The sequence below is a fragment of the Pseudomonas sp. BN415 genome (assembly GCF_029871195.1).
GTDB lineage: Bacteria > Pseudomonadota > Gammaproteobacteria > Pseudomonadales > Pseudomonadaceae > Metapseudomonas > Metapseudomonas resinovorans.
This window is the reverse complement of the sequence record NZ_SSOK01000061.1, coordinates 347,081-367,101: the sequence shown is the minus strand read 5'-3', so window position 1 is coordinate 367,101 and position 20,021 is coordinate 347,081. Positions and strand designations below refer to the sequence as shown.

The 20,021-nt window shown below is 64.7% G+C and carries 20 protein-coding genes; 5 read left to right on the top strand and 15 right to left on the bottom strand.

Translation table 11 applies throughout. The annotated features are described in order from the left end of the window. Positions 1-1,236 (bottom strand): sterol desaturase family protein, encoded by a 1,236-nt coding sequence (locus E8F20_RS20125; protein WP_280285310.1) that lies wholly within the window; start codon positions 1,234-1,236, stop codon positions 1-3. Between the two features lie 223 nt (positions 1,237-1,459). On the opposite strand from E8F20_RS20125, the gene E8F20_RS20120 reads away from it, so the two are divergent. From E8F20_RS20120 to E8F20_RS20110, 3 genes are all read left to right on the top strand, one after another. Next, the gene (locus tag E8F20_RS20120) at positions 1,460-2,293 is read left to right on the top strand and encodes a dienelactone hydrolase family protein (RefSeq protein WP_280285309.1); all 834 of its coding nucleotides are present in this window, start codon (positions 1,460-1,462) and stop codon (positions 2,291-2,293) included. 13 nt (positions 2,294-2,306) lie between these two features. Continuing rightward, on the top strand, positions 2,307-2,963 hold the full coding sequence (gene elbB / locus E8F20_RS20115; protein ID WP_280285308.1) for an isoprenoid biosynthesis glyoxalase ElbB: 657 nt from the start codon (positions 2,307-2,309) through the stop codon (positions 2,961-2,963). Between the two features lie 134 nt (positions 2,964-3,097). Then, positions 3,098-3,568: a thioesterase family protein gene (locus E8F20_RS20110; RefSeq protein WP_280285307.1), complete on the top strand. Its 471-nt coding sequence runs from the start codon at positions 3,098-3,100 to the stop codon at positions 3,566-3,568. A gap of 217 nt (positions 3,569-3,785) precedes the next feature. On the opposite strand, the gene E8F20_RS20105 is transcribed toward E8F20_RS20110, so the two are convergent. From E8F20_RS20105 to E8F20_RS20085, 5 genes are all read right to left on the bottom strand, one after another. Continuing rightward, positions 3,786-4,238 (bottom strand): YaiI/YqxD family protein, encoded by a 453-nt coding sequence (locus tag E8F20_RS20105; RefSeq protein WP_280285306.1) that lies wholly within the window; start codon positions 4,236-4,238, stop codon positions 3,786-3,788. Positions 4,239-4,294: 56 nt separating this feature from the next. Next, on the bottom strand, positions 4,295-6,184 hold the full coding sequence (locus E8F20_RS20100) for a cytochrome c/FTR1 family iron permease (RefSeq protein WP_280285305.1): 1,890 nt from the start codon (positions 6,182-6,184) through the stop codon (positions 4,295-4,297). A gap of 225 nt (positions 6,185-6,409) precedes the next feature. After that, the gene (gene rhtB, locus E8F20_RS20095) at positions 6,410-7,042 is read right to left on the bottom strand and encodes a homoserine/homoserine lactone efflux protein (protein ID WP_028626839.1); all 633 of its coding nucleotides are present in this window, start codon (positions 7,040-7,042) and stop codon (positions 6,410-6,412) included. Between the two features lie 71 nt (positions 7,043-7,113). Then, entirely contained in the window at positions 7,114-7,653 is a 540-nt protein-coding gene (locus tag E8F20_RS20090; protein ID WP_280285304.1) for a mechanosensitive ion channel family protein, read from the bottom strand. Continuing rightward, on the bottom strand, positions 7,653-9,563 hold the full coding sequence (locus E8F20_RS20085) for an ATP-binding cassette domain-containing protein (RefSeq protein WP_280285303.1): 1,911 nt from the start codon (positions 9,561-9,563) through the stop codon (positions 7,653-7,655). Before E8F20_RS20085 ends, E8F20_RS20090 begins: the two co-directional genes overlap by 1 nt. Before the next feature lie 50 nt (positions 9,564-9,613). On the opposite strand from E8F20_RS20085, the gene E8F20_RS20080 reads away from it, so the two are divergent. Further along, entirely contained in the window at positions 9,614-10,078 is a 465-nt protein-coding gene (locus tag E8F20_RS20080) for a TIGR02444 family protein (protein ID WP_280285302.1), read from the top strand. On the opposite strand, the gene E8F20_RS20075 is transcribed toward E8F20_RS20080, so the two are convergent. From E8F20_RS20075 to E8F20_RS20065, 3 genes are all read right to left on the bottom strand, one after another. Further along, complete coding sequence (locus E8F20_RS20075; protein ID WP_280285300.1) at positions 10,075-11,142, bottom strand: AlgP family protein; 1,068 nt, start codon at positions 11,140-11,142, stop codon at positions 10,075-10,077. The two genes, E8F20_RS20080 and E8F20_RS20075, sit on opposite strands and share 4 nt — an antisense overlap. A gap of 252 nt (positions 11,143-11,394) precedes the next feature. Next, positions 11,395-11,865, bottom strand: a complete 471-nt coding sequence (locus tag E8F20_RS20070) for an Rsd/AlgQ family anti-sigma factor (RefSeq protein ID WP_028626844.1) — start codon at positions 11,863-11,865, stop codon at positions 11,395-11,397. A gap of 325 nt (positions 11,866-12,190) precedes the next feature. Continuing rightward, entirely contained in the window at positions 12,191-12,682 is a 492-nt protein-coding gene (locus E8F20_RS20065) for a disulfide bond formation protein B (RefSeq protein WP_280285299.1), read from the bottom strand. Positions 12,683-12,791: 109 nt separating this feature from the next. Between E8F20_RS20065 and E8F20_RS20060 the strand changes: the two genes are divergently transcribed. Next, the gene (locus tag E8F20_RS20060; protein ID WP_280285298.1) at positions 12,792-13,871 is read left to right on the top strand and encodes a PQQ-dependent sugar dehydrogenase; all 1,080 of its coding nucleotides are present in this window, start codon (positions 12,792-12,794) and stop codon (positions 13,869-13,871) included. Between the two features lie 51 nt (positions 13,872-13,922). Here E8F20_RS20060 and E8F20_RS20055 read toward each other — a convergent pair whose 3' ends face one another. From E8F20_RS20055 to E8F20_RS20030, 6 genes are all read right to left on the bottom strand, one after another. Next, entirely contained in the window at positions 13,923-15,173 is a 1,251-nt protein-coding gene (locus E8F20_RS20055; protein WP_280285297.1) for a heme biosynthesis HemY N-terminal domain-containing protein, read from the bottom strand. Continuing rightward, on the bottom strand, positions 15,170-16,303 hold the full coding sequence (locus tag E8F20_RS20050; protein WP_280285296.1) for a uroporphyrinogen-III C-methyltransferase: 1,134 nt from the start codon (positions 16,301-16,303) through the stop codon (positions 15,170-15,172). The genes E8F20_RS20055 and E8F20_RS20050 overlap by 4 nt, the downstream gene beginning before the upstream one ends. A gap of 16 nt (positions 16,304-16,319) precedes the next feature. Continuing rightward, complete coding sequence (locus E8F20_RS20045) at positions 16,320-17,090, bottom strand: uroporphyrinogen-III synthase (protein ID WP_280285295.1); 771 nt, start codon at positions 17,088-17,090, stop codon at positions 16,320-16,322. Beyond that, positions 17,087-18,028 (bottom strand): hydroxymethylbilane synthase, encoded by a 942-nt coding sequence (gene hemC / locus E8F20_RS20040; RefSeq protein WP_280285435.1) that lies wholly within the window; start codon positions 18,026-18,028, stop codon positions 17,087-17,089. The genes E8F20_RS20045 and hemC overlap by 4 nt, the downstream gene beginning before the upstream one ends. 144 nt (positions 18,029-18,172) lie before the next feature. Beyond that, positions 18,173-18,919 (bottom strand): LytTR family DNA-binding domain-containing protein, encoded by a 747-nt coding sequence (locus E8F20_RS20035; RefSeq protein ID WP_016495333.1) that lies wholly within the window; start codon positions 18,917-18,919, stop codon positions 18,173-18,175. Next, positions 18,916-19,998, bottom strand: a complete 1,083-nt coding sequence (locus E8F20_RS20030) for a sensor histidine kinase (RefSeq protein ID WP_280285294.1) — start codon at positions 19,996-19,998, stop codon at positions 18,916-18,918. Before E8F20_RS20030 ends, E8F20_RS20035 begins: the two co-directional genes overlap by 4 nt. Positions 19,999-20,021 lie beyond the last annotated feature (23 nt).

Here is a 20,021-nt window from a genome sequence, read left to right as displayed (position 1 = left end):
TCAGACTGCCAGGGCTGCCTCGCGGCGCGGCAGGCCGAACAGTGCGACCAGACTGATCAGACTATAAAGCGCCAGCAATCCCCACCCCATCGCCCCCAGCGGCAGCAGCCCCAGCGCCGCGCCAGCCCAGAGGGTAGGCCAGTTGACTGCCAGCCGCGCCAACTCCAGCCAGCGCGCCCAAGGGCGGTTTTCCAGCCAGCTGCCGATCACATAAAGCCCAAAGGCCATCCAGGCCCAAGCCAGCCAGAGCCCGGCCAGCGAAGCCTCGCTACCCGTGCCCAGCAACCAGGTGCCGGCCACAACGTAGAGGGCGAACTGCAATCCGGCATACCACTTCTGCGCAAGGCCCAGGGGCACCTCGAACTTGGCGAAGCGTGACAGGTCGGGCTTGGCCTGTGGATAACGTTCAGCGACGTCCGCCGGACGCCAGCCGGTGCGCATGAACCAGATGCGCAGCTTGTCCCACCCGGATTCGGCGCGCACCGCGTCGCGCCAGAGCTGCACATAGAACTGCAGGTTGGCCCAGATCGGGTTCCAGCTCGCCAGCGGCGTAGTCACACCGAAGATCACCGGTTCCTCGTCAAGCTCCTCCTGGAAGGTGCCGAAGAGGCGGTCCCAGAGAATGAACACGCCGCCGTAGTTGCGATCCATGTAGACCGGGTTCTGCGCATGATGGACGCGGTGGTTGGACGGCGTGATGAAGACCCACTCGAACCAGCCCAGCTTGGGCACATGGCGCGTGTGCACCCAGAACTGATACAGCAGGTTCATCGCGCCCACGGAGAGGAACACCAGGGGAGGCACGCCGGCGAGGGCCATGGGCAGGTAGAAGATCCAGCCGAAGAGAAACCCCGTGCTGGTCTGGCGCAGGGCGGTGGAGAGGTTGTACTCCTCGCTCTGGTGATGCACTGAGTGAGCCGCCCAGAGCACGTTGCGCTCGTGACCCAAACGGTGGTTCCAGTAGTAGCAGAAGTCGTAGAAGACGAACGCCAGCAGCCATACCCAGAGGTTCGACGCCGACAGCTCGAAGATCGCCAGGTGTTCCCAGGCGAAGGAATAAGTCAGCACCCCCACCACTTTGGTCAGCAGTCCGCTGGTAGTGGACAGCACGCCAGCGCTCAGACTGTTCAAGGCGTCGGCGGTACGGTAGTTGTTCATTCCCCGCCAGCGGTCGGCGATCAGTTCGATACCGATCAGCAGGAAGAAGAAGGGTACTGCATAGAGGACGTAATTCATGGGGCAGCCTTGTCGTCGTTCTTGTCCGGTGACCCACAGGCGGCACAGAGGAGTGGCGCAGCGCTCGCGACCCGATTCCCCGGCCTGCTAGGATTGCTCGTCAGGGTCTAGACGAAAGCTCACCAAGCACTGGCAACTTTCGTTCAGCACCTGGGATGCTACTCCCGCAGCCGACCCGCCCCCTCGGCGTGGCGTGCCAACCCAAGCGGCATATGACGACAGCATGCGCAAACTCCTGAAACCCGCCCTGATATTCCTGCTTCTCCTGGCCTGCGCGGCCCTGCTCGGACTCTATCCCTATCGCGATGCCCTGCTGCCGCAAACCGCCGACCTGCCTGCGACGGCGCAGCGCCTGGCACCTCACCTTGATCTGTTCACACCGGAAGGCAGCAGCGGCCCCTTTCCCACCGTGCTGGTGTTCCACGGCTGCAGCGGCCAGAGCCCGCTGTTCATGCGCAACGTGAACGCCTGGCTACTGCCCGCCGGCTACGCCGTGATGTTCGTCGACAGCCACGCCGCGCGCGGCATCGAGAACTGGCGCCCGGTTTGCGACGGCAAGCGCCTGTGGGGCAACGAACGCGCCATCGACGTATACGCAGCCCTGGCACTGGCACGGAAGAACCCGGCCATCGACAGCAGCAAGCTGGCCCTGCTTGGTTATTCCCACGGCGGTTGGACCATCCTCGACGCCCTCTCCTATGACGGCAGTGCCGGCCACGGCTTCCCTGCCACAGGCAAAGGCGCGCTGGCCGGTGTGCGTGGCGTGATCGCCTACTACCCCTACTGCGGCTTCCCCGCCCACCTGCGTGCAGGCCTTGGCCACAACACGCCGGTGCTGATGTTCCTCGGTGGCAAGGACCACATCACCGACCACAAGCAGTGCCTCTCGGCCCTCGACAGTCTGGACGATGCACGTCTGGAGCTGGTGCAGTACGGCGATGCCGACCACGTCTTCGACCAGCGCAGCGACCTGAATACCTACCAACCCGGCCCAGCCCAGGATGCCCAGCGACGCGCGCTTGCGTTCCTGCGCGAAACCCTCGGGCCGGCCCAATGACCTGGAGATGTCCATGACCAAGAAAGTTGCCGTGATCCTGTCCGGCTGTGGCGTTTATGACGGTGCGGAGATCCACGAGAGCGTGGTCACCCTGCTGCGCCTGGACCAGCGCGGTGCCAAGGTCCAGTGTTTCGCCCCGAACATCGCACAGCACCATGTGATCAATCACACCACCGGCGACGAGATGCCAGAGAGCCGGAACGTGCTGGTGGAATCGGCTCGTATCGCTCGTGGCGAGATCAAGGACGTGCGAGAACTGAATGCCGCCGACTTCGACGCCCTGATCGTTCCCGGTGGCTTCGGCGCAGCAAAAAACCTTTCTGACTTCGCCATCAGTGGCGCCAACTGCACCGTCCAGCCCGACGTGCTGGCCGCCGCCCGAGGTTTTGCCGAGGCGGGCAAACCCGTGGGTCTGATCTGCATCGCCCCGGCGTTGGCGGCGAAGATCTACGGCGAGGGCGTGAGCTGCACCATCGGCAACGACGCTGGTACTGCAGCTGCCCTGGCGGAAATGGGCGCCCGGCACGTGGACTGCGTGGTCAGCGAAATCGTCGAAGACGAGCGACGCAAGCTGGTGACCACCCCGGCCTACATGCTGGCGCAGTCCATCAGCGAAGCCGCCGCCGGCATCTACAAACTGGTGGACCGGGTGCTGGAACTGGCCCACTGAAGTCCCCCGGGCGGGTGGCGCCAGCCACCCGCCCCGTGTCGATCCGGCCAATCCTCCCGCCTCTCCCGCCGCCCCTCTGGCACCCCGGCCGTTTCTGCGGCAGCGTCGAAGCATCGATGTATCCAGGAGGCGCCATGAGCCAGACCAACTTCATCCTCACCCCTGAACTGCAACAGGCCGTTGCGGGCTTCTTCGAACGCATTCCGTTCAATCGAGTGCTCGGCATCCAGCTCGGCGAGATGAGCACCGAGAAAGTGGTCATGCACCTGCCCATGAAGGACGAGCTGATCGGCAACTTCGTCCACGGCATCCTCCACGGCGGGGTGATTTCCAGCCTGCTCGATGTCGTGGGTGGTGCCATGGCATTGATCGGTGCCTTCGAACGGCACCAGCACTTATCCACAACGGAGCGCATGGCGCGGCTATCCAAGCTCGGCACCATCGACCTGCGTATCGACTACCTGCGCCCCGGTCGCGGCCAGCACTTCACCGCCACCGCCGTGCTGCTGCGCTCAGGCAACAAGGTGGCCGTGGTGCGTTCGGAACTGCACGCCGACGACGGCACACTGGTGGCGGTGGGCACCGGTACCTACCTCTGTGGCTGAGCAGATCGTGACCGGGCTCATCCTGTAGCGGCGAATTCATTGGCTATGTCTGCATGACGTGTTGCAAGCACCTGCATCGCCCGTAGGAGCTGGCTTGCCAGCGAATGGCCCCGTTTCGCTGGCAAGCCAGCTCCTACAAGGCTCTTGGCCCATGGGTCAATCTCTAGCAGACATAGCCATTTCATTCGCCAAGCAGGCCGCAGGCGTGCCCTCCACATCAGCGTCGGCTCAGTTTCGTCAGCAAGCGGTCCAGGGTGTTGGCAAAGGCCTGCCGCTCCTTCTCACCGTAGGCCGCCTGGCCACCGCCCATCTGGCCCTGGTCGCGCAAGTCGGTGAGCAGGTTACGCACCGCCAGGCGCTCGCCCATGTTGCGTTCGTCGAACTCGCGACCGCGCGGATCGAGTACAACCACGCCTTTCTTCACCAGGCGATCGGCCAGGGGTACGTCGCTGCAGATCACCAGTTCGCCAGGCACGGCGTTCTCCACCAGGTAGTCATCGGCGGCATCCGGTCCGCTGGGTACCACCACCAGCTGCACGCAGGCGAAGGCCGGTTTCACCTGGCTCTGCCCGGCCACCAGCACCACCTCGAACTTGCGCTTCAGGGCGAACTTGATCACCTGGTCCTTGGCCGCCCGAGGGCAGGCATCGGCATCGATCCAGACGCGCATTGGCTTCACCTTCCGAAATGAAAAAGGGCGAGGAGTTTACACCCCTCGCCCTGGATTCAAGCCCGAGCCGCGTCGCGCTCGCGCAGCCAGCTGCGGCCATAGAGCGCCGCGATGGCCAACAGCGCCAGCCCCTGCGCCGACAGGGTGTAGGCGTCCGGATGGATGCCCAGCCAGTCGAACTCGAAGAAAGGCACCGGACGAGTGCCCAGCACCCCGGCTTCCTGCAGCGCCGCCACGCCGTGGCCGGCGAACACCACCGACAGGGCACAAAGCAGCATGGCGTTGGCCATGAAAAAGGTTCCCAGCGGCAACTTCGCTGAACCACGCAGGATGACCCAGGCCAGCCCCACCAGCAGCACCAGCGCAGTCACCGCACCGGCGATCACCATGCTGTGACCGGCCGGGCCGGCCTGCAGCCAGAGGGTTTCGTAGAACAGGATCACTTCGAACAGCTCGCGGTACACCGAGAAGAACGCCAGGGTCGCGAAGCCGAACCGGCCGCTGCTGCTCAGCAGGTGTTCCTTGATATAGCTCTGCCAGGCAGCCGCATGGCGGCGGTCGTGCATCCACACACCGAGCCAGAGCACCATCACGCAGGCGAACAGCGCGGTGAAGCCTTCCATCAGCTCGCGCTGGGCACCACCGACATCGATCAGGAAGGCTGCCACCGCCCAAGTCGCGAAGCCGGCAACGATGGCCAGCCCCCAACCGACGTGGACGCCGCGTACCGCATGCTCCTGGCCGGTCTTGCGCAGGAAAGCGAGGATCGCAGCCAGCACGAGGATCGCCTCCAGGCCCTCACGCAACAGGATCAGCAGGCTGGAAATGAAACTCAACGAGCCGCTCAACCCATCGCCACCCAGCAGGTTCGCGGACTTGTCCAGCTCAGCCTTGGCCTGCTCCAGCAACTGCGCCGCCTGCCCCACGGACTGGCGATCCTGCAGGGCCTGCCGGTAAGCCATCAACGCACGCTCGGTGGTCTTGCGCTGCACCGCATCGAGGTTGTCGAGGGAGCTTTCCACCAGCTCGAAGCCTTCGAGGTAGGCAGCGACCGAAAGGTCGTAGGCCTGGTCGGCATCGCCATCACGGTAGGCCTTGAGACTCTGCTCCAGGGTCGCGCGGGTATGGCCGATCAGCTCCTTGGGCCCGCGCTGCTGGATCGGCGGCTGGGCCCGCTGGGCACGGAACAACGCCTGGGCAGCAACGCCTTGGCTGACGCCGACTTCCTCCGGCGTGCGGCCTGCCAACTCCCCTAGGGAGATGGCCTGGCCTTTCACCGAAGAATCGGCGCTGAAGCCAGCGATGTAGCTGGCCAGATCCCAGCGCTGACGATCATCCAGCTGGTCGATGAAGGCCGGCATATCGGTGCCTTCAACACCCAGGCCGAGCGTGTTGTAGAGGTCGTAGAGGCTCATCCGGTCCATCCGCGCCTGATCGCGCAGATTGGCCGGTGGCGGCTCCAGCCCCAGGCCCGCCGGGCCGTCACCGGCACCGCTGTCGCCGTGGCAGACACTGCAATGCTGGGCATAAAGTGGTGCGCCACGGGCGGGGTCCGGGGTGATGAGCGGAGCCTGGCTGACCTCGTAGGTCGCCGCCAGCCGGGTGGCCAACTGACGCGCCTGGCGGGCAACGGCGGCCCCATCCTGCTTGCTTTCGATGGCCTGGTGCAGGCTGGCGACGCCCTGTTCCAGGTCCTTCTGGCCATCACGAGCCGGCAGGGCAACGATCAGGCCCTGCAGCACACCGAGGAATTCGATCTGTTCGCGGTATTCACCGGAGTCGATGACCTTGCCATCGACCACGGTGGCTGGGTAGTCGGCACCAATGTAACTGAGCAGGTGCAGTGCCTGGGCGGCGCCGTCGGCCGGGTCGGCCATCAGGCTGAAACTGCAGAGCGCCATCAGCGGCATCAGGAGCCAGCTGAGCAATCTCGGAATCGGGAACATGAGTCAATCTCAAATGAGAATGGGGAGCGGAATTGTTACCTTCCTAACGACTCAGCTCAACCCCGGATAGCTTGACCCGCAGCGGTGATTTGTCGCATGACTTGGCTACAGGTCCCGCCAAACCTGGCCTGTAGCAGGGTTAAAAATCCTTTGGACAGATCGCCGGAAAGAGATTTCAGACCGGAAGACGCCCGGCGAGCGCCTGCTCGCCGGGAGATGCGCGGCTCAGACTGGCGCCCGGCGCACGGTCGCCAGCAATGCTGCGGCACCGACGAACAGTGCAGCGAAGCTGCGGTTCATCACCCGCTGCTGACCCGGCGTGCGCAGCAGACGCAGGACGCGGGCGGCGAGGCCGGTGTAGCCGGCCATGACGATCAGGTCGACGGTGATCATGGTCACGCCCATCACCAGATACTGCTCCACCAGCGGCGCGTGGGGGTCGATGAACTGCGGCAGCACGGCGAGCATGAAGACAATCGCCTTGGGGTTGCTGAAGTTCACCAGGAAACCGCGCAGCACCAAGGTGAGCGGGCGTCCGATGGGGCGTTCGGCGGAATCGTTGCTGAGGTCGCTGGGCAACGCTTTCCACTGCTTCACCGCGAGGTAGACCAGATAGATCACGCCGAACCACTTGATCAGGCTGAAGGCCAGGGCGGAGGTGGCGAGGATGGCGCCGACGCCGGCGGCGACGATGGCAATCTGCAGGGCCAGGCCGATCTGCAGGCCAAGCGCGTTCCAGTAGCCACGCAGGAAGCCGTATTGCAGGCCGGAGGACATGGAGGCGATGGCACCGGCACCCGGTGACAGACTGATCACCCAGCAGGCGACCAGGAAAGCGAGCCAGGTCTGAAGCGCCATGGCAGATACCTCGGAAACGAAAAAGGCAGGCCGCAGAGCCTACCCCTTCGTCCAACCGCTGCCCAGTACCGTCAGCGCCAGCGGCGCACAGCCTTCTGGAAGAACAGGCTGTTGGGCACCTGCACCAGCGCGCCATGGCAGTCTTCGCTGAGATCTTCGAGGGTGGTGTAGAAGAGGTTGATGGCGATCACCCTGCCCTTCACGCCCGGCTTGTCAGCGCTTTCTATCACCTCCACCTTGTCCCCCAGGCGAAACGGCCCCAGGGAGAAGATCAGCACCGCGCAGAACATGTTGGAGAGCACGCTCCAGATGGCAAAGAAAGCCACGGCGGCCACGGCTGCAAAACCGGTCAGGGCGGTCCACAGCACTTCGGCCGACACGCCGAAACGCTCCAGCACCAGCATGAAAGCACTGCCGAGGATCATCCAGCGCAGGAGCCCACGCAGGGGCAACATCAGCTCGGAAGGCAGCTGGGGATAGCTTTGCCCGAGACGGGTGATGCCGCGGGTGACGATGCGCTGCACCAGCCAGGCCAGCAGCACGATCAGCAATACCTGCGCTGCGCGGATCAGCGGCTCGCTCCAGGCAGTCAGGAGTTGCAGGTCATCCATCAGTCCGCGGCCTCCAGTTGCCGCTGCAGATCCTCCAGGGTTTCCAGGGCCAGGAGCCAGGCTTCTTCCAGTTCGGCCTCGCGGGCCTTCAAGCGCGCCTGCTCGGCCAGCAGGTCACGCAGTTCGTCCTTGCGCGTCGCCTCGTAAAGGGCGGAATCGCCCAGGCGTTCCTCGATGCCCGCCAACTGCTCGTGCACCTTGCCCAGGTCCTTCTCCAGCTTGTCGGCTTCCTTCTTGTGCGGCGCCAGTTGCTGACGCAGGGCGGCCGCAGCCTGGCGCTGGGCGCGCTTGTCGGTCTTGTCCGGGTTCACAGGTGTACTGGTCACGGGAGCCTGGCGCGCTCGGTAATCCACCAGCCAGCGGGCATAGTCGTCGAGGTCGCCATCGAAACTCTGCACGCGGCCATCGGCCACCAGCAGGAACTCGTCGGTGGTGCTCTTGAGCAGATGACGGTCGTGGGACACGACCAGGACGGCACCCGCGAAATCCTGCAACGCCATGGTCAGGGCGAGGCGCATTTCCAGATCGAGGTGGTTGGTCGGTTCGTCGAGCAGCAGCAGGTTCGGTTTCTGCCAGGCGATCAGCGCAAGGGCCAGGCGCGCCTTCTCGCCACCAGAGAAATTGACCACCGCTTCGTCGCAGCGATCACCGCGGAAGTCGAAGCCACCGAGAAAGTCGCGCAGGGTCTGTTCACGTTCGCTCGGTGCGATACGTTGCAGGTGCAACAGCGGGCTGGCCTTGGCGTCGAGCGCATCCAACTGGTGCTGGGCGAAGTAGCCGATGGCCAGGTTCTCACCGCGTGCCAAGCGCCCGCCGAGGGGCTCGATGTCGCCGGAAAGCGTCTTGATCAGGGTCGACTTGCCTGCACCGTTGGGGCCCAGCAGACCGATGCGAGCGCCCGGCGCCAGCTGCAGCTTGACCTGCTGGAGCACGGCCTTGTCGCCATAGCCCAAGCGGCCTTCGGACAGATCCAGCAGCGGGCTGGAGATCTTGTCGGCCTCGCGGAAGCTGAAGTCGAAGGGCGAATCCACATGGGCGGGCGCCAGCTCTTCGAGGCGCTCCAACGCCTTGATCCGGCTCTGTGCCTGACGAGCCTTGGTCGCCTGCGCCTTGAAGCGGGCGATGTACTTCTCCATGTGCGCACGCTGGGCCTGCTGTTTTTCGTAGGCCTGTTGCTGCTGCGCCAGTCGCTCGGCGCGGGTGCGCTCGAAGGCCGAGTAGCCACCGCGGTACAGGGTCAGCTTCTGCTGCTCGAGATGCGCGACGTTGTCGACGACCGCGTCGAGGAAGTCCCGGTCATGGGAGATCAGCAGCAAGGTGCCTGGGTAGCCCTTGAGCCACTCTTCGAGCCAGAGGATGGCGTCGAGATCAAGGTGGTTGGTGGGCTCGTCGAGCAGCAACAGTTCGGACGGGCACATCAGCGCTTGGGCAAGGTTGAGACGCATCCGCCAGCCGCCGGAGAAGTCGCCGACGCGGCGGTCCATTTGCTCCGAGGTGAAGCCAAGGCCGGCCAACAGCTTGCGCGCGCGGGCGTCCGCCGTGTAGCCGTCGGCGCTGTCCAGCTCGATGTGCAGGCGGGCAATGGCAGTGCCGTCGTGGCCCGCCTCAGCGGCAGCAAGGTCACGCTGTACCTGGCGCAGGTGCTGGTCGCCGTCAAGCACATAGTCCACGGCCAGGCGCTCCAGGTTGTCCACTTCCTGGCGCATGTGGGCGATGCGCCAATCAGCGGGCAGCAGGCAATCGCCGGCATCAGGCCCCAGCTCGCCGCGCAGCAAGGCGAACAGGCTGGATTTGCCGGCACCGTTGGCGCCGATGAGACCGACCTTCTGGCCGGCGTGCAGGGTCATTTCAGCGCCTTCTAGCAGGCGCTGCGGACCACGCTGTAGAGTGAGATTTTGCAGTCGGATCATGATGGCGGCGGAGTTTATCAGCTTCGTCGCCCCATCGCCCGAGGAGCGCCATGACTTCAGACCTGTGGACTTTCGCCCTTCGCCTCTACACCGAGCCCGGTGTCGAACAGGCCTGCCTGCATCTTCAGGAGACTGGCGCCGACGTCTGCCTGTTGCTCACAGCCTGCTGGCTGGGACGGTGCGGCGCAACGTTCGACGCCTCACGCCTGGACGCCCTGAACAAGGTGTGCGAGCCCTGGCAGGAACAAGTGGTGAAACCGTTACGTGAACTCCGCCAGAACTGGCGGACGCAAGCGCAGGACGATCAGGCGTTGGCCGGGTTACGAGAGCAGATCAAGGCGCTTGAAATGGACGCCGAGCGCAAACTGCTGGCGCGCCTGGAAGGCGCCACCGATGGTTGGGCAGAAGGAGGGATGGAGCAGGTTCAGCCTTGGCTTCTGGGCATTTGCCCGGGGCTGGAAGGAGCGGACCGCGACGCGCTCGATCTACTGCGCGTCGCGGCCCTGGCGCTTTAGTTCGACGGTGACGTCGGGGAAGCACCGTTGCTGCTGGTCGGCGCCACGCTGGCAACCGGCGCGGCAGCCGGCACTGTCGGAGCGACCGGAGTAGCGGCAGCCGGTTTGACAGCCGGTGCTACGGCGGGTTTGGCGGCTGCGGGCTTGGCCGGAGCGGCTTTCTTCACGGCCGGTTTAGCCGCTGGCTTCTTCGCCGCGGGTTTGGCAGCGGCAGCAGTCGCAGCTGGTTTGGCGACAGGCTTGGCGGCGGCTGCGGGTTTCGCCGCAACGGCGGGCTTCGCGGCCGGCTTGGCTGCAGCTTTAGCAGCTGGTTTCGCGGCCGGTTTAGCTGCAGCTTTAGGCGCAGGTTTGGCTGCGGCAGGCTTGGCAGCAGCGGCCTTCGCAACTGGCTTGGCTGCAGCCTTGGCAGCAGGTTTAGCTGCGACAGGTTTGGCAGCGGCGGCCTTTGCAACCGGCTTGGCTGCAACCTTGGCAGCAGGTTTCGCAGCGGCAACCTTGGTAGCCGGCTTCGCAACAGGCTTGGCAGCAGCCCTTGCAACCGGCTTCGCAGCCGCTTTAGCAACTGGTTTCGCCGAGGGCTTGGCAGCAACGGCCTTGGCAGCGGGTTTGGCCGCAGGTTTGGCAGCCGGCTTCGCAACCGCCTTGGCGGCAGCAGGTTTGGCTTCGCGGGAGGTCAGTGCCTTGGTGGCAGCCTCACGTACTTTGCCGACGCCCTGGGCGAGCTTCAGGCTTTCCTGGGAGTCGCGCTTGAGCTGGGCGATATAGGTCCGGGTTTCGGCCTGGCGATTCTTCAGGGTGTCCAGCAAGGCTTCGAGTTCGCCAATGCTGTCCTTGGCCTTGGCTTGCGCCTTGGCTTTGCCGGCCTTGGCCGCGTCCTGCAGCTTGGTGCGTGCGGCATGCAGTTTTTCCTGGGTCTTGCCGCGCTGTTTCTCCAACTTGGTCAGCAACTTTTCAGCGTCGACCGAGGCTTGGGCGCAGGCGTTTTCGAGGTGTTCGAGCAGGCTGTTGGAAAGCTGATGCAGCAGGTGCAGCGGGGTGCTTACGGGCTTCTTCTTGGCCGACATGGTATGCCTCCTGGCGGGCGTTATTTGGCCCATACTAGTCGCCTGTTTCGCGAGTCGCCAGAGGCCAAGCCATTCCGCCCGCACAGGCCTTGCGACTAGGTGTCGGTACAGGGTTCCGCTGGAGCGATCCGAACCTGGCAATGCAAGGCCGGGGAACCCTGTTCGCGCCGACAGCTGGGCAACGCCAGGAAGGCTCTGGAATAAGGCCTGCGGGGCGTACCCCGGCCCGATTCCAGCGCCAGCAGGGTGCAGTCAGGCCGGTTGCGAGGCCTGTCCCTGGTGGGCGTTGTGCAACACTTCGATCAGGCAGTCTTCCAGCTCGAAGCGTTCGTGAAGCAGTTGCCCGAGATTCGTCAACTCGGTCGTCAAACTGAGGTCACGGCAGTCGCCGTTGTCGCAGCGGTCGTTGAAGGCCAGCGCAACTTCGGTGATGGCTTCGATGCGAGGATAGATTTGCTTGGCGAGGTCGAGGCCGCGTTGGTCACCAAACGCTTTCGCCTCGTTGAGCAGTTGCTCGTAGACCTCGAAGTGCCCTGCGGAAACGTAGTCCAGCAGGACCTCACAAAACCTTTGCAGCCCTTCTGCATTGGCGCTGGGGGCCTGGGGCTTGTCGCTCAGCGAGCTGTAGACGCGAACCAACTCTTGGCGTTCCTGTAACCAGCGGTCGATCAGCTGGTGCACGCCACCCCAACGTTCCTGAGCGTTCTGGCAACTTTCGAGCATGGTGACGACCTCACTTCCCTAATTCGGTAATGCCGTTATACGTCCGCTCCGAGACGGTTTTTTGTCGACCGGTGCAAGATCCTGGGAAGACACCACCAAAACGGCAATATTCCGGCGGCGCGTGCGGGCCAGATTATGCCCGCAGGGCACTACCAGCAAGGCACGGGCAGGAAAAAATTCATACGAGCGTTTAATTGGCAGGCCACGGCTGGTCTGGCCGGAGCCTTGAGCGCTGCGTGACGGATTGGCGCAGGGAAAGAACGCAGGAGAACCAGGCGGGAACTTACAGGCGAAGGGCGCACGACAGGTCATGCGCCCAATTCAGTCAGGCGCGGCGCAGCAGTTGATAGAGCGAGAACAGCACGCAGCCGGCAAAGGCCAGCAGGCTCCACTCGGGGATGCTCATGCCGAACAGGGTCCAGGTCACTTCCGCGCAATCGGCAGTACCGTGGAGCATGGTTTTGAGGATATCGAGGAAGGGCCAGGCCTCGATCATGTAGTCAAAGCTCGGCAGGCAGGCAGGCAATTGGTCCGCCGGCACGCTCTGCAGCCAGATCTGGCGCCCGGCAGCAGCAGCGCCGCCTGCGGAGAACAGCAGCGCCAGTGCGGCGTAGACGCGCCGTCCGATGTGTTCTGGACCATGCAGTGCAGCGATCAGGCAGATGACGCCAAAGGCGATGATGAACACCCTCTGGACGACACACAGCGGACAAGGCTCGAGACCGAGGGCGTGTTCGAGATAAAGCGCACCGCCCATGATGGCGACACAGCCGAGGAAGGCGAGCAGGAAAAGCGAACGCGGGCTTGCCAGGGACATGGCGGCTCCGTTGGGTTATCGGAAAGGGCGATACGGTAGTGGAAAGCACCTTGGGCTTTCAAGGCGACCGTCTAGGCTGGTGGAGGTCGCCTATCCGGAGAACACTGCCATGTGTCGGCTACTGGTGCTTACGTTTCTGCTGCTGCCCGGGCTGGCGATGGCTGCCCTGCCTCTGGATCGCATCAGGCTACCCGAAGGCTTTCGCATCACGCTGGTGAGCGACCAGGTTGCCAACGCCCGGGAGATGGCCTGGGGCGAACGCGGGACTTTGTTCGTCGGCAGCAATGCGGCGGGCAAGGTCTACGCACTGAATCCCTCGAGCGGCAAGGTTCGCACTATCGCCAGCGGCCTACAGCTGCCGGTCGGCGTGGCCTACAAGGAAGGCGATCTTTACGTCTCGGCGGTCAGCCGAATCCTGCGCCTGCGCGATATAGAGTCGCGACTGGATGCCCCGCCCGAGCCTGAGGTGGTCTATGCGGACCTGCCGCGAGAAACCCACCACGGCTGGAAGTTCATCGCCTTCGGCCCTGACGGCAAGCTCTACGTGCCGGTGGGCGCACCGTGCAATGTCTGCAACGAGAACCCCGACCTCTACGCCGCCATCCACCGCATGAACGCAGATGGCAGTGGCATGGAGCTGGTGGCGCGCGGTGTGCGCAACACAGTGGGCTTCGACTGGCATCCGCAGACCGGTGAGCTCTGGTTCAGCGACAACGGCCGTGACCTGATGGGTGACGATGTGCCGGACTGCGAGCTGAACCGCCTGGAAAAGGCCGGCCAGCATTTCGGCTTTCCCTTCTGCCATGCTGGCGAGTTGGCAGACCCGAAGTTCTCCCAGCGCCCCTGCAGCGAATTCGTCTCCCCCGTGGCCAAGCTCGGCCCTCATGTGGCGCCACTCGGCCTGCGCTTTTACACCGGCAGCCAGTTCCCGGCGGAGTACCGCAACAATCTGTTCATCGCCGAACACGGCTCCTGGAACCGCAGCGAGAAAATTGGCTACCGGATCAAGCGAGTTGAGCTTAACCCTGACGGCAGCCTGAAACGCCAGAGCGTGTTCGCCGAGGGTTGGCTGGAGGATGGGGAAGTCTGGGGCCGCCCGGCGGACGTGCTGGTTACCCCGGAGGGCGCCCTGCTGGTTAGCGACGACCACGCCGGGGCTATCTATCGCATCGACTATGCGGGGAATTGATCCGAGCGAGCCGCGATGAAAAAGGCCCGGGGGTTCCCGGGCCTTTTCGCATCAGGCAATCTTTTCGGCCGGCAAGGGCAAGGCCGGCAGGCGCTGATCGAGCAGGCCGAGCCCTTCCTGGAAGAGTTGGTTGCTGCGCTCTACCTCTCCCAGCTGCGCAAGCAGGCGAGCCAGCTCCGCGCAGGTTTCCGGATCACGACGGAAACTCAGGCTGCTCTCGAAGTACTCCCTTGCCTTGCCCCAAAGGCGGTTGCGCAAGCACAGCCGGCCAAGGGTGAGCAGCAGCGTCCCGTCACTCGGGTGCTCCTTCAACCAGCCTTCTGCCGTCTGCAACTGACGGACCGGATCGCGACCTCTCAGCAGGCCGTAAAGTCGCACCAAGGCATCATCGTAGCCGCGCTTGATGGCGCTGCGTACGGATTCCTCGGCCTCTTCCTCCGCTCCCAACCGGCGCAGTTGCTCGGCGAAGGCGAGCACCAGGCGGGGTTCGTTGCGTTGGGAGGACGTCAGTTGCTGCCAGGCTCGGGTGAGGGGCTGCAGGGCGGCTTCGCCTTCGTTCTGCCCCTCCTCGCCAGCCTGGTGCAGGCGCGCGCTCCAGGCACGCAGCTCGAGCTCTGCCAGTTGGCTTTCCGGCAGCGCCTTCTCTTTGCGCAAGGTCGGCAGCAGGCCAACAAGGGAGGACCAGTCGCCGCGCACCTCATGCAGATGCAGAAGTTGACGCAGCACCTGGTGATGACGCGGATGACGCTCGTGAACGGCCTTGAGGGTTTCCAGTGCGGCAACGGAGTCACCACGGTCCAGCTGCAACTCGGCATGGGCCAGGGCGATGGCCAGCTCGGCCTGGGGCTGGCGCTCCAGGGCACGTTCCAGCAGTTGCTCGGCTTCTTCGATCTGCCCGATCTTCTGCGCGGCACGAGCGGCGCCCAGGTAATAGATCAGCGGCTGCGAATCGCCTTCGGCGGCACGCTTGAGATGACGTAGTGCGCGCGCCCATCGGCCTTCGGCGAGATCCAGCAGGCCCTGCTCGGAAGCCAGGCGCGCACGGCGCCGGGCATTGCGTCGCGACCAGGGATTGACCACACCACCGGACACTGCCACCAGCCGCAGCAGGTATCGCAGGCCAGCGAACAGCAACCAGAGCACCGCCAGCAGCGCCAGGGTGGCCCAGAGGGTGGATTCGTAGCGGAAGCCCTTGTAGGCCACCAGCACGTAGCCTTTGTGCTGGGCCACCGCCATGCCAATGAGCGCAGCGGCAGCACCAATCACCAGGAGGATCAGCAGGACCTTGAACAGGCGCTTCATTGGCCGGCCTCCTTGGCCGGCTCGGCAGCACCCGGCTCCTCGGTTTCGGCGGGAGTAGCGCCAGGAACACGCTGCAGATAGGACTGCAACGCACTCAGCGCCGGCGCGAGATCAGGCGCCTGCACTTCCACAGGCTTGCCTGCGAGTTCGTCGAGGCGTGCCAGCAGGGCGCGACTGTCCGGGTTCTCTTCATTGAAGTGGCCGCTGAGCACTTCACGGGCTTGGCGCAACGACTGCTGGTAGACCTGGGTCTGGCCGTGCAGCGCGCCCCATTGCGCCTGTTCCAGAGCCAGCGACAGGGCGAGCCGGACCTGCGACAGACTCTGCCCTGCGAGCAGCGGCTTGATGTCCTGGCTGGCATTCAGCTGGATGCGGAAATAGTGAGAGAGCTTTTCCAGCCACTCAGACCAGCGGCTGCGGCCATCGCCTTCGGCGGCCATGTCCATCAGCACACCGCCCTTGTCCTCGAAGGCAGGTACCAACGGATTGAGCTGGGCTGCCTGTTCACGCAGGGCACCCAATTGCAGGAACAGGCCGGTGCGGTCCGGCTGCGCGGTACTGCGCAGGGCGACCAGGCTTTTCGCCAGCTGTTCGCGGGCAGCATAGGCTGCGGGGTCATCCTGCTCGCGAAGGATATCGTCGGCCGCCTGCACCAGAGCGGTGGCGCTGTAGATGTCCTGCAGTGCGGACAGGCGCAAACTGGCCAGGCGCAGCAGGTGCTCGGCCTCGGCCAAGCGCCAGTCCTTGCGGCTGGCGCCAAGGATGGTTTCCAGGCGCTGGCGCAGTTGCTGCTGGTCGCCCTGCAGGTCCACCAGCAGGCGACGACGCTCATCCAGCTCGGCGGCGCTGGGCAGCTCTTCCAGGCGCTGGGTGAGTTGCTGCTCACGCTGGGCCAGGGCGCGGGTCTGGCCACGCGCGTCCTCGACCATGCTGAGCTGCTGTTGGTCGCGGGCTTCCAGATTTCGAACCTGCCAGATGCCCCAGCCGCCCGCGGCGATGCCGGCGGCGCCCACCAGTAGGGCGAACAGGGCCAGGCCATTGCCCCGAGGGGCAGGCGCAGCACTGCTGGGGGTGACGGGTTCGGCGGCTGCGGTGTGTTGCTCTTGTTTCGGGGCTTCTGCTTCGCTCACGTATCCATCCTTCGCATCAGTGGGCCGGCGCCGGATACTGCCTGAGCGCGGCCAACAAGGCCGCGGCACTGGCGCCACGGCAGTCCACAACATTCTTCGCGCCCGCCTCGGCAGCCTGTTCAGCCACCCGCGGGCTGGGTACGAACAAGGTCAGGCGGGCCAGCTCTGGCCAGGCGTCCCCTGCCAGACGCTGGAGGTTCTCCAGCCCCTGGCCACTGCTGACCACCAGGCCGTTCAGGCGCTCCGACTCGACACGAGACGCCAGGGTGCCGGCCGGGTAATCCGGGAGGCAGCGCCGGTAGAGTTCCAGATAGTCGACCGCGACGCCTTGGCCGCGCAAGCGCTCGGCAAGGAATTCTCGGCCACCTTCGCCGCGCATGATCAGCACCTTGGGGTCGTGCACGGACAGCGCTTCAGCCAGCTGCGGCAGCGTCAGCAGGGCCTCGCTGTCGTCACCTGCCTCCGGCCAGGTCGTAGGCAGGCCGTAATCCTGGAGCAGGGTGCCGGTAGCTGCGCCAACGCTGAACCAGTGTTGGTCCGCCGGAGGTTGCGGCCAATAGCGGTCGAGCCGCTCGAGGCCGAGGCGTGCCGCAGGCTTGCTGACCACCACCACGGCACAGTAACGGTCGAGTTCGAGGATCACGCTGCGCTGTTCGGGCGTTTCCTCGAGAGCTTCGATGGCCAGCAGCGGCAGGCTGCTGCTGAAGACCTGCTGCTCCGACAGAGCCGCGGCCAGGGCCTCGCACTCCTCAAGGGGGCGCGTCAGCAGCAACCGCCAGCCCGTCACGGGTGACCGGCCTCGCCGTAGACGGCCTTGAGGATAGCCTCGGCGCCCAGTTTCAGCAGTTCATCGGCGACCTTCACACCCAGGGCCTCGGCATCGGCGACAGCCGCGCGGGCTTCAGCGCGCAGCAGCTGGCCGCCATCGGGTTGGCCGACCAGTCCGCGCAGCCAGAGCTGGTCGCCTTCAAGTACGGCGTAGCAGGCGATAGGCACCTGGCAGCCGCCGTTCAGGTGTTTGTTCAAGGCGCGCTCGGCGATAACCCGCAGGGCGGTGTCCCGGTGGTGCAGCGGCGCCAGCAGCGCATGGATCTCGCTGTCGGCGGTACGGCACTCGATGCCAACGGCACCTTGGCCGCCGGCTGGCAGGCTGTCTTCGACACTGATCGAGGAACGGATGCGACCCTCGAAGCCGAGACGGATCAGGCCGGCAGCAGCGAGGATGATGGCGTCGTACTCGCCGGCATCCAGCTTGGCCAGACGGGTGTTCACGTTGCCGCGCAGAAACTGGATCTTCAGGTCCGGTCGGCGGGCCAGCAACTGGGCCTGGCGACGCAGGCTGGAGGTACCGACCACACTGCCGACAGGCAGGGTGTCGAGGCTGTCGAAGCGGTTGGAGACGAAAGCGTCGCGCGGGTCTTCGCGCTCGCAGATGCAATAGAGGCCGAGACCTTCGGGGAAGTCCATGGGGACGTCCTTCATCGAGTGCACGGCGATGTCAGCCTCGTTCTCCAGCAGGGCGGTTTCCAGTTCCTTCACGAACAGGCCCTTGCCACCGATCTTCGCCAACGGCGCGTCGAGCAGCTTGTCACCCTTGCTGACCATGGGCACCAGACTGACCTTGAGGCCAGGATGCGCCTCCTCGAGACGGGCTTTGACGTATTCGGCCTGCCACAGGGCCAAGGCACTCTTGCGGGTGGCGATGCGGATCTCGCGGGACATGATCATTTCCGGAAACGGTAATGCCCGGAATCATAACAGGCCCGTGCACTGCCTGGGCGCGGGTGGTTGTCGCGCAGCGACACGGGTTGTCGAAGAAACGCAGCGGGCGAACGCCGGACTGCCGTCAATCTGTTCGACGGCAGCCGGTCAGAGGTTGTTCATCAGTTTCCGCACACCAGCGACATGGCGGCGGCTGACGGTCAGGGCCTCTCCGTTCATCCCCTTGAGATAGAGCTGGAAATGCCCCAGCGGGGTGCGCTGCAAGCGCTCGATGCGCTCACGGGCCACCAGGGCGTTGCGGTGGATGCGCACGAAGCGATCACCGAATTCGTCCTCCAGCGCTTTCAACGGCTCGTCCAGCAGCACTTCACCGTGTTCGTGGCGCAAGGTCACGTACTTGTGGTCGGCGATGAAGAAGATCACCTGATCCAGCGGGATCAGTTCGATTCCTTTCCGGGTACGGGCGCTGATGTGACTTCGGGGACCGCTCCCGCTGACCGCAGCAGGACGGGTCAGCGCAGCGAGTTGCACACGATTTGGTCGCTCGGCCTTCTTCAACGCCTCGGCGAGCGACTCAGAGCGCACGGGTTTGACCAGGTAGCCCACGGCGCTGACCTGGAAAGCCTCCAAGGCGAACTCGTCATGTGCCGTGCAGAAGATCACCGCTGGCGGTGCCTCCTTCTCACAGAGCCTGGCGGCCACTTGCAACCCGTCCAGGCCGGGCATGCGAATGTCGAGCAGAACGACATCCGGCTTGAGGCTGTCGATCAGGGTAAGTGCCTCCTCGCCATTGCTGGCGGCAGGCTCCAGTACACGGTACCCCTCGAGGTCGCCGACCAGACGGCTGAGGCGCTCGCGGGCAAGGGGTTCATCGTCGACGATCAGGACATTCATATCGCACGGGCTTCCTGCGTGAGTCTCGCACAAGGATAGCGTAGACAGGTGAAGTGGCGGCCGTCACGGCGCTCCACGCTGAGACTTGCCCGCGGCCCGAAAAGTGCCGTCAGGCGGGCGTCGATATTGCGCAGAGCCTGCTGGGTACCACGCGATGGCAACTGTCCCTGGACCTCTTCGTAAGGGTTGCTCACGCAGAGGCGGAACATACCGTCGCGATAATCCGCTTCGATCCGTACCAGCCCCCCTTCGATGCGCGGCTGGATGCCATGAATCAGGGCGTTCTCCAGCAAAGGCTGCAGCGTCAACTGGGGGATGGGCAGATCGTCCGGTACTTCATTCACCTGCCAATCCAACTGTAGCCGTTCTCCGAGACGATATTGCTCGATCGAGAGATATCGTTTCGCCAACTCCAGCTCCTCGCCCCAATCAACCAGGGTGCCAGGCTTGGCCAGACTGGCACGAAATATGTCGGAGAGGTCGAGCACAGCCTGCTCGGCCTTGTCCGGGTCGATCACCACCAGGCTGGCGATGCTGTTCAGGCTGTTGAACAGGAAGTGCGGCCGGATGCGAGCCTGCAGTGACTCGATACGCGCCTTGAGTTCCGCCTGCTGCTGCTTGCGCCACTGGCTCTGAAGGTAGAAGTAGCGCAGCAGTAACGCCGACATGATCAGGCTGATCAGCCCGTGGCGCAGGTAGAGGTTGACCTCGCCATTGCGCGGCAGCGGCCCGCCGAGATCGAAGTAGTCGGCCACCGCGGTGCCGGCCAGGGTCAGGCCCACCACCAAGGCGCAACAGAGGCCACCGGCCAGCGCCGCGCGCAAACGCGCCAGCAGCGGCCGCAGCTGGCACAGCAGCGCAGCGGAGAGCAGGACGATCCATTGCACGAAGAGCGAGGTCAGGGCCAGGCGCACCCAATTGAAGCTGGGCAACATGGGCTCGGCCAGCACCAGCACCAGCACCAGCAGTTCCGCCAACAGTACCAGCCCGAGCAATGCTTCGGGCAGGCACAGCTCCGGCAGAAAGAAATCGTCGTTGGCGGTTCTGGAACGCGCTTTCTTTTTCAGGCGCTTCGGCATCCCGGACATATCCCCAATGGCCC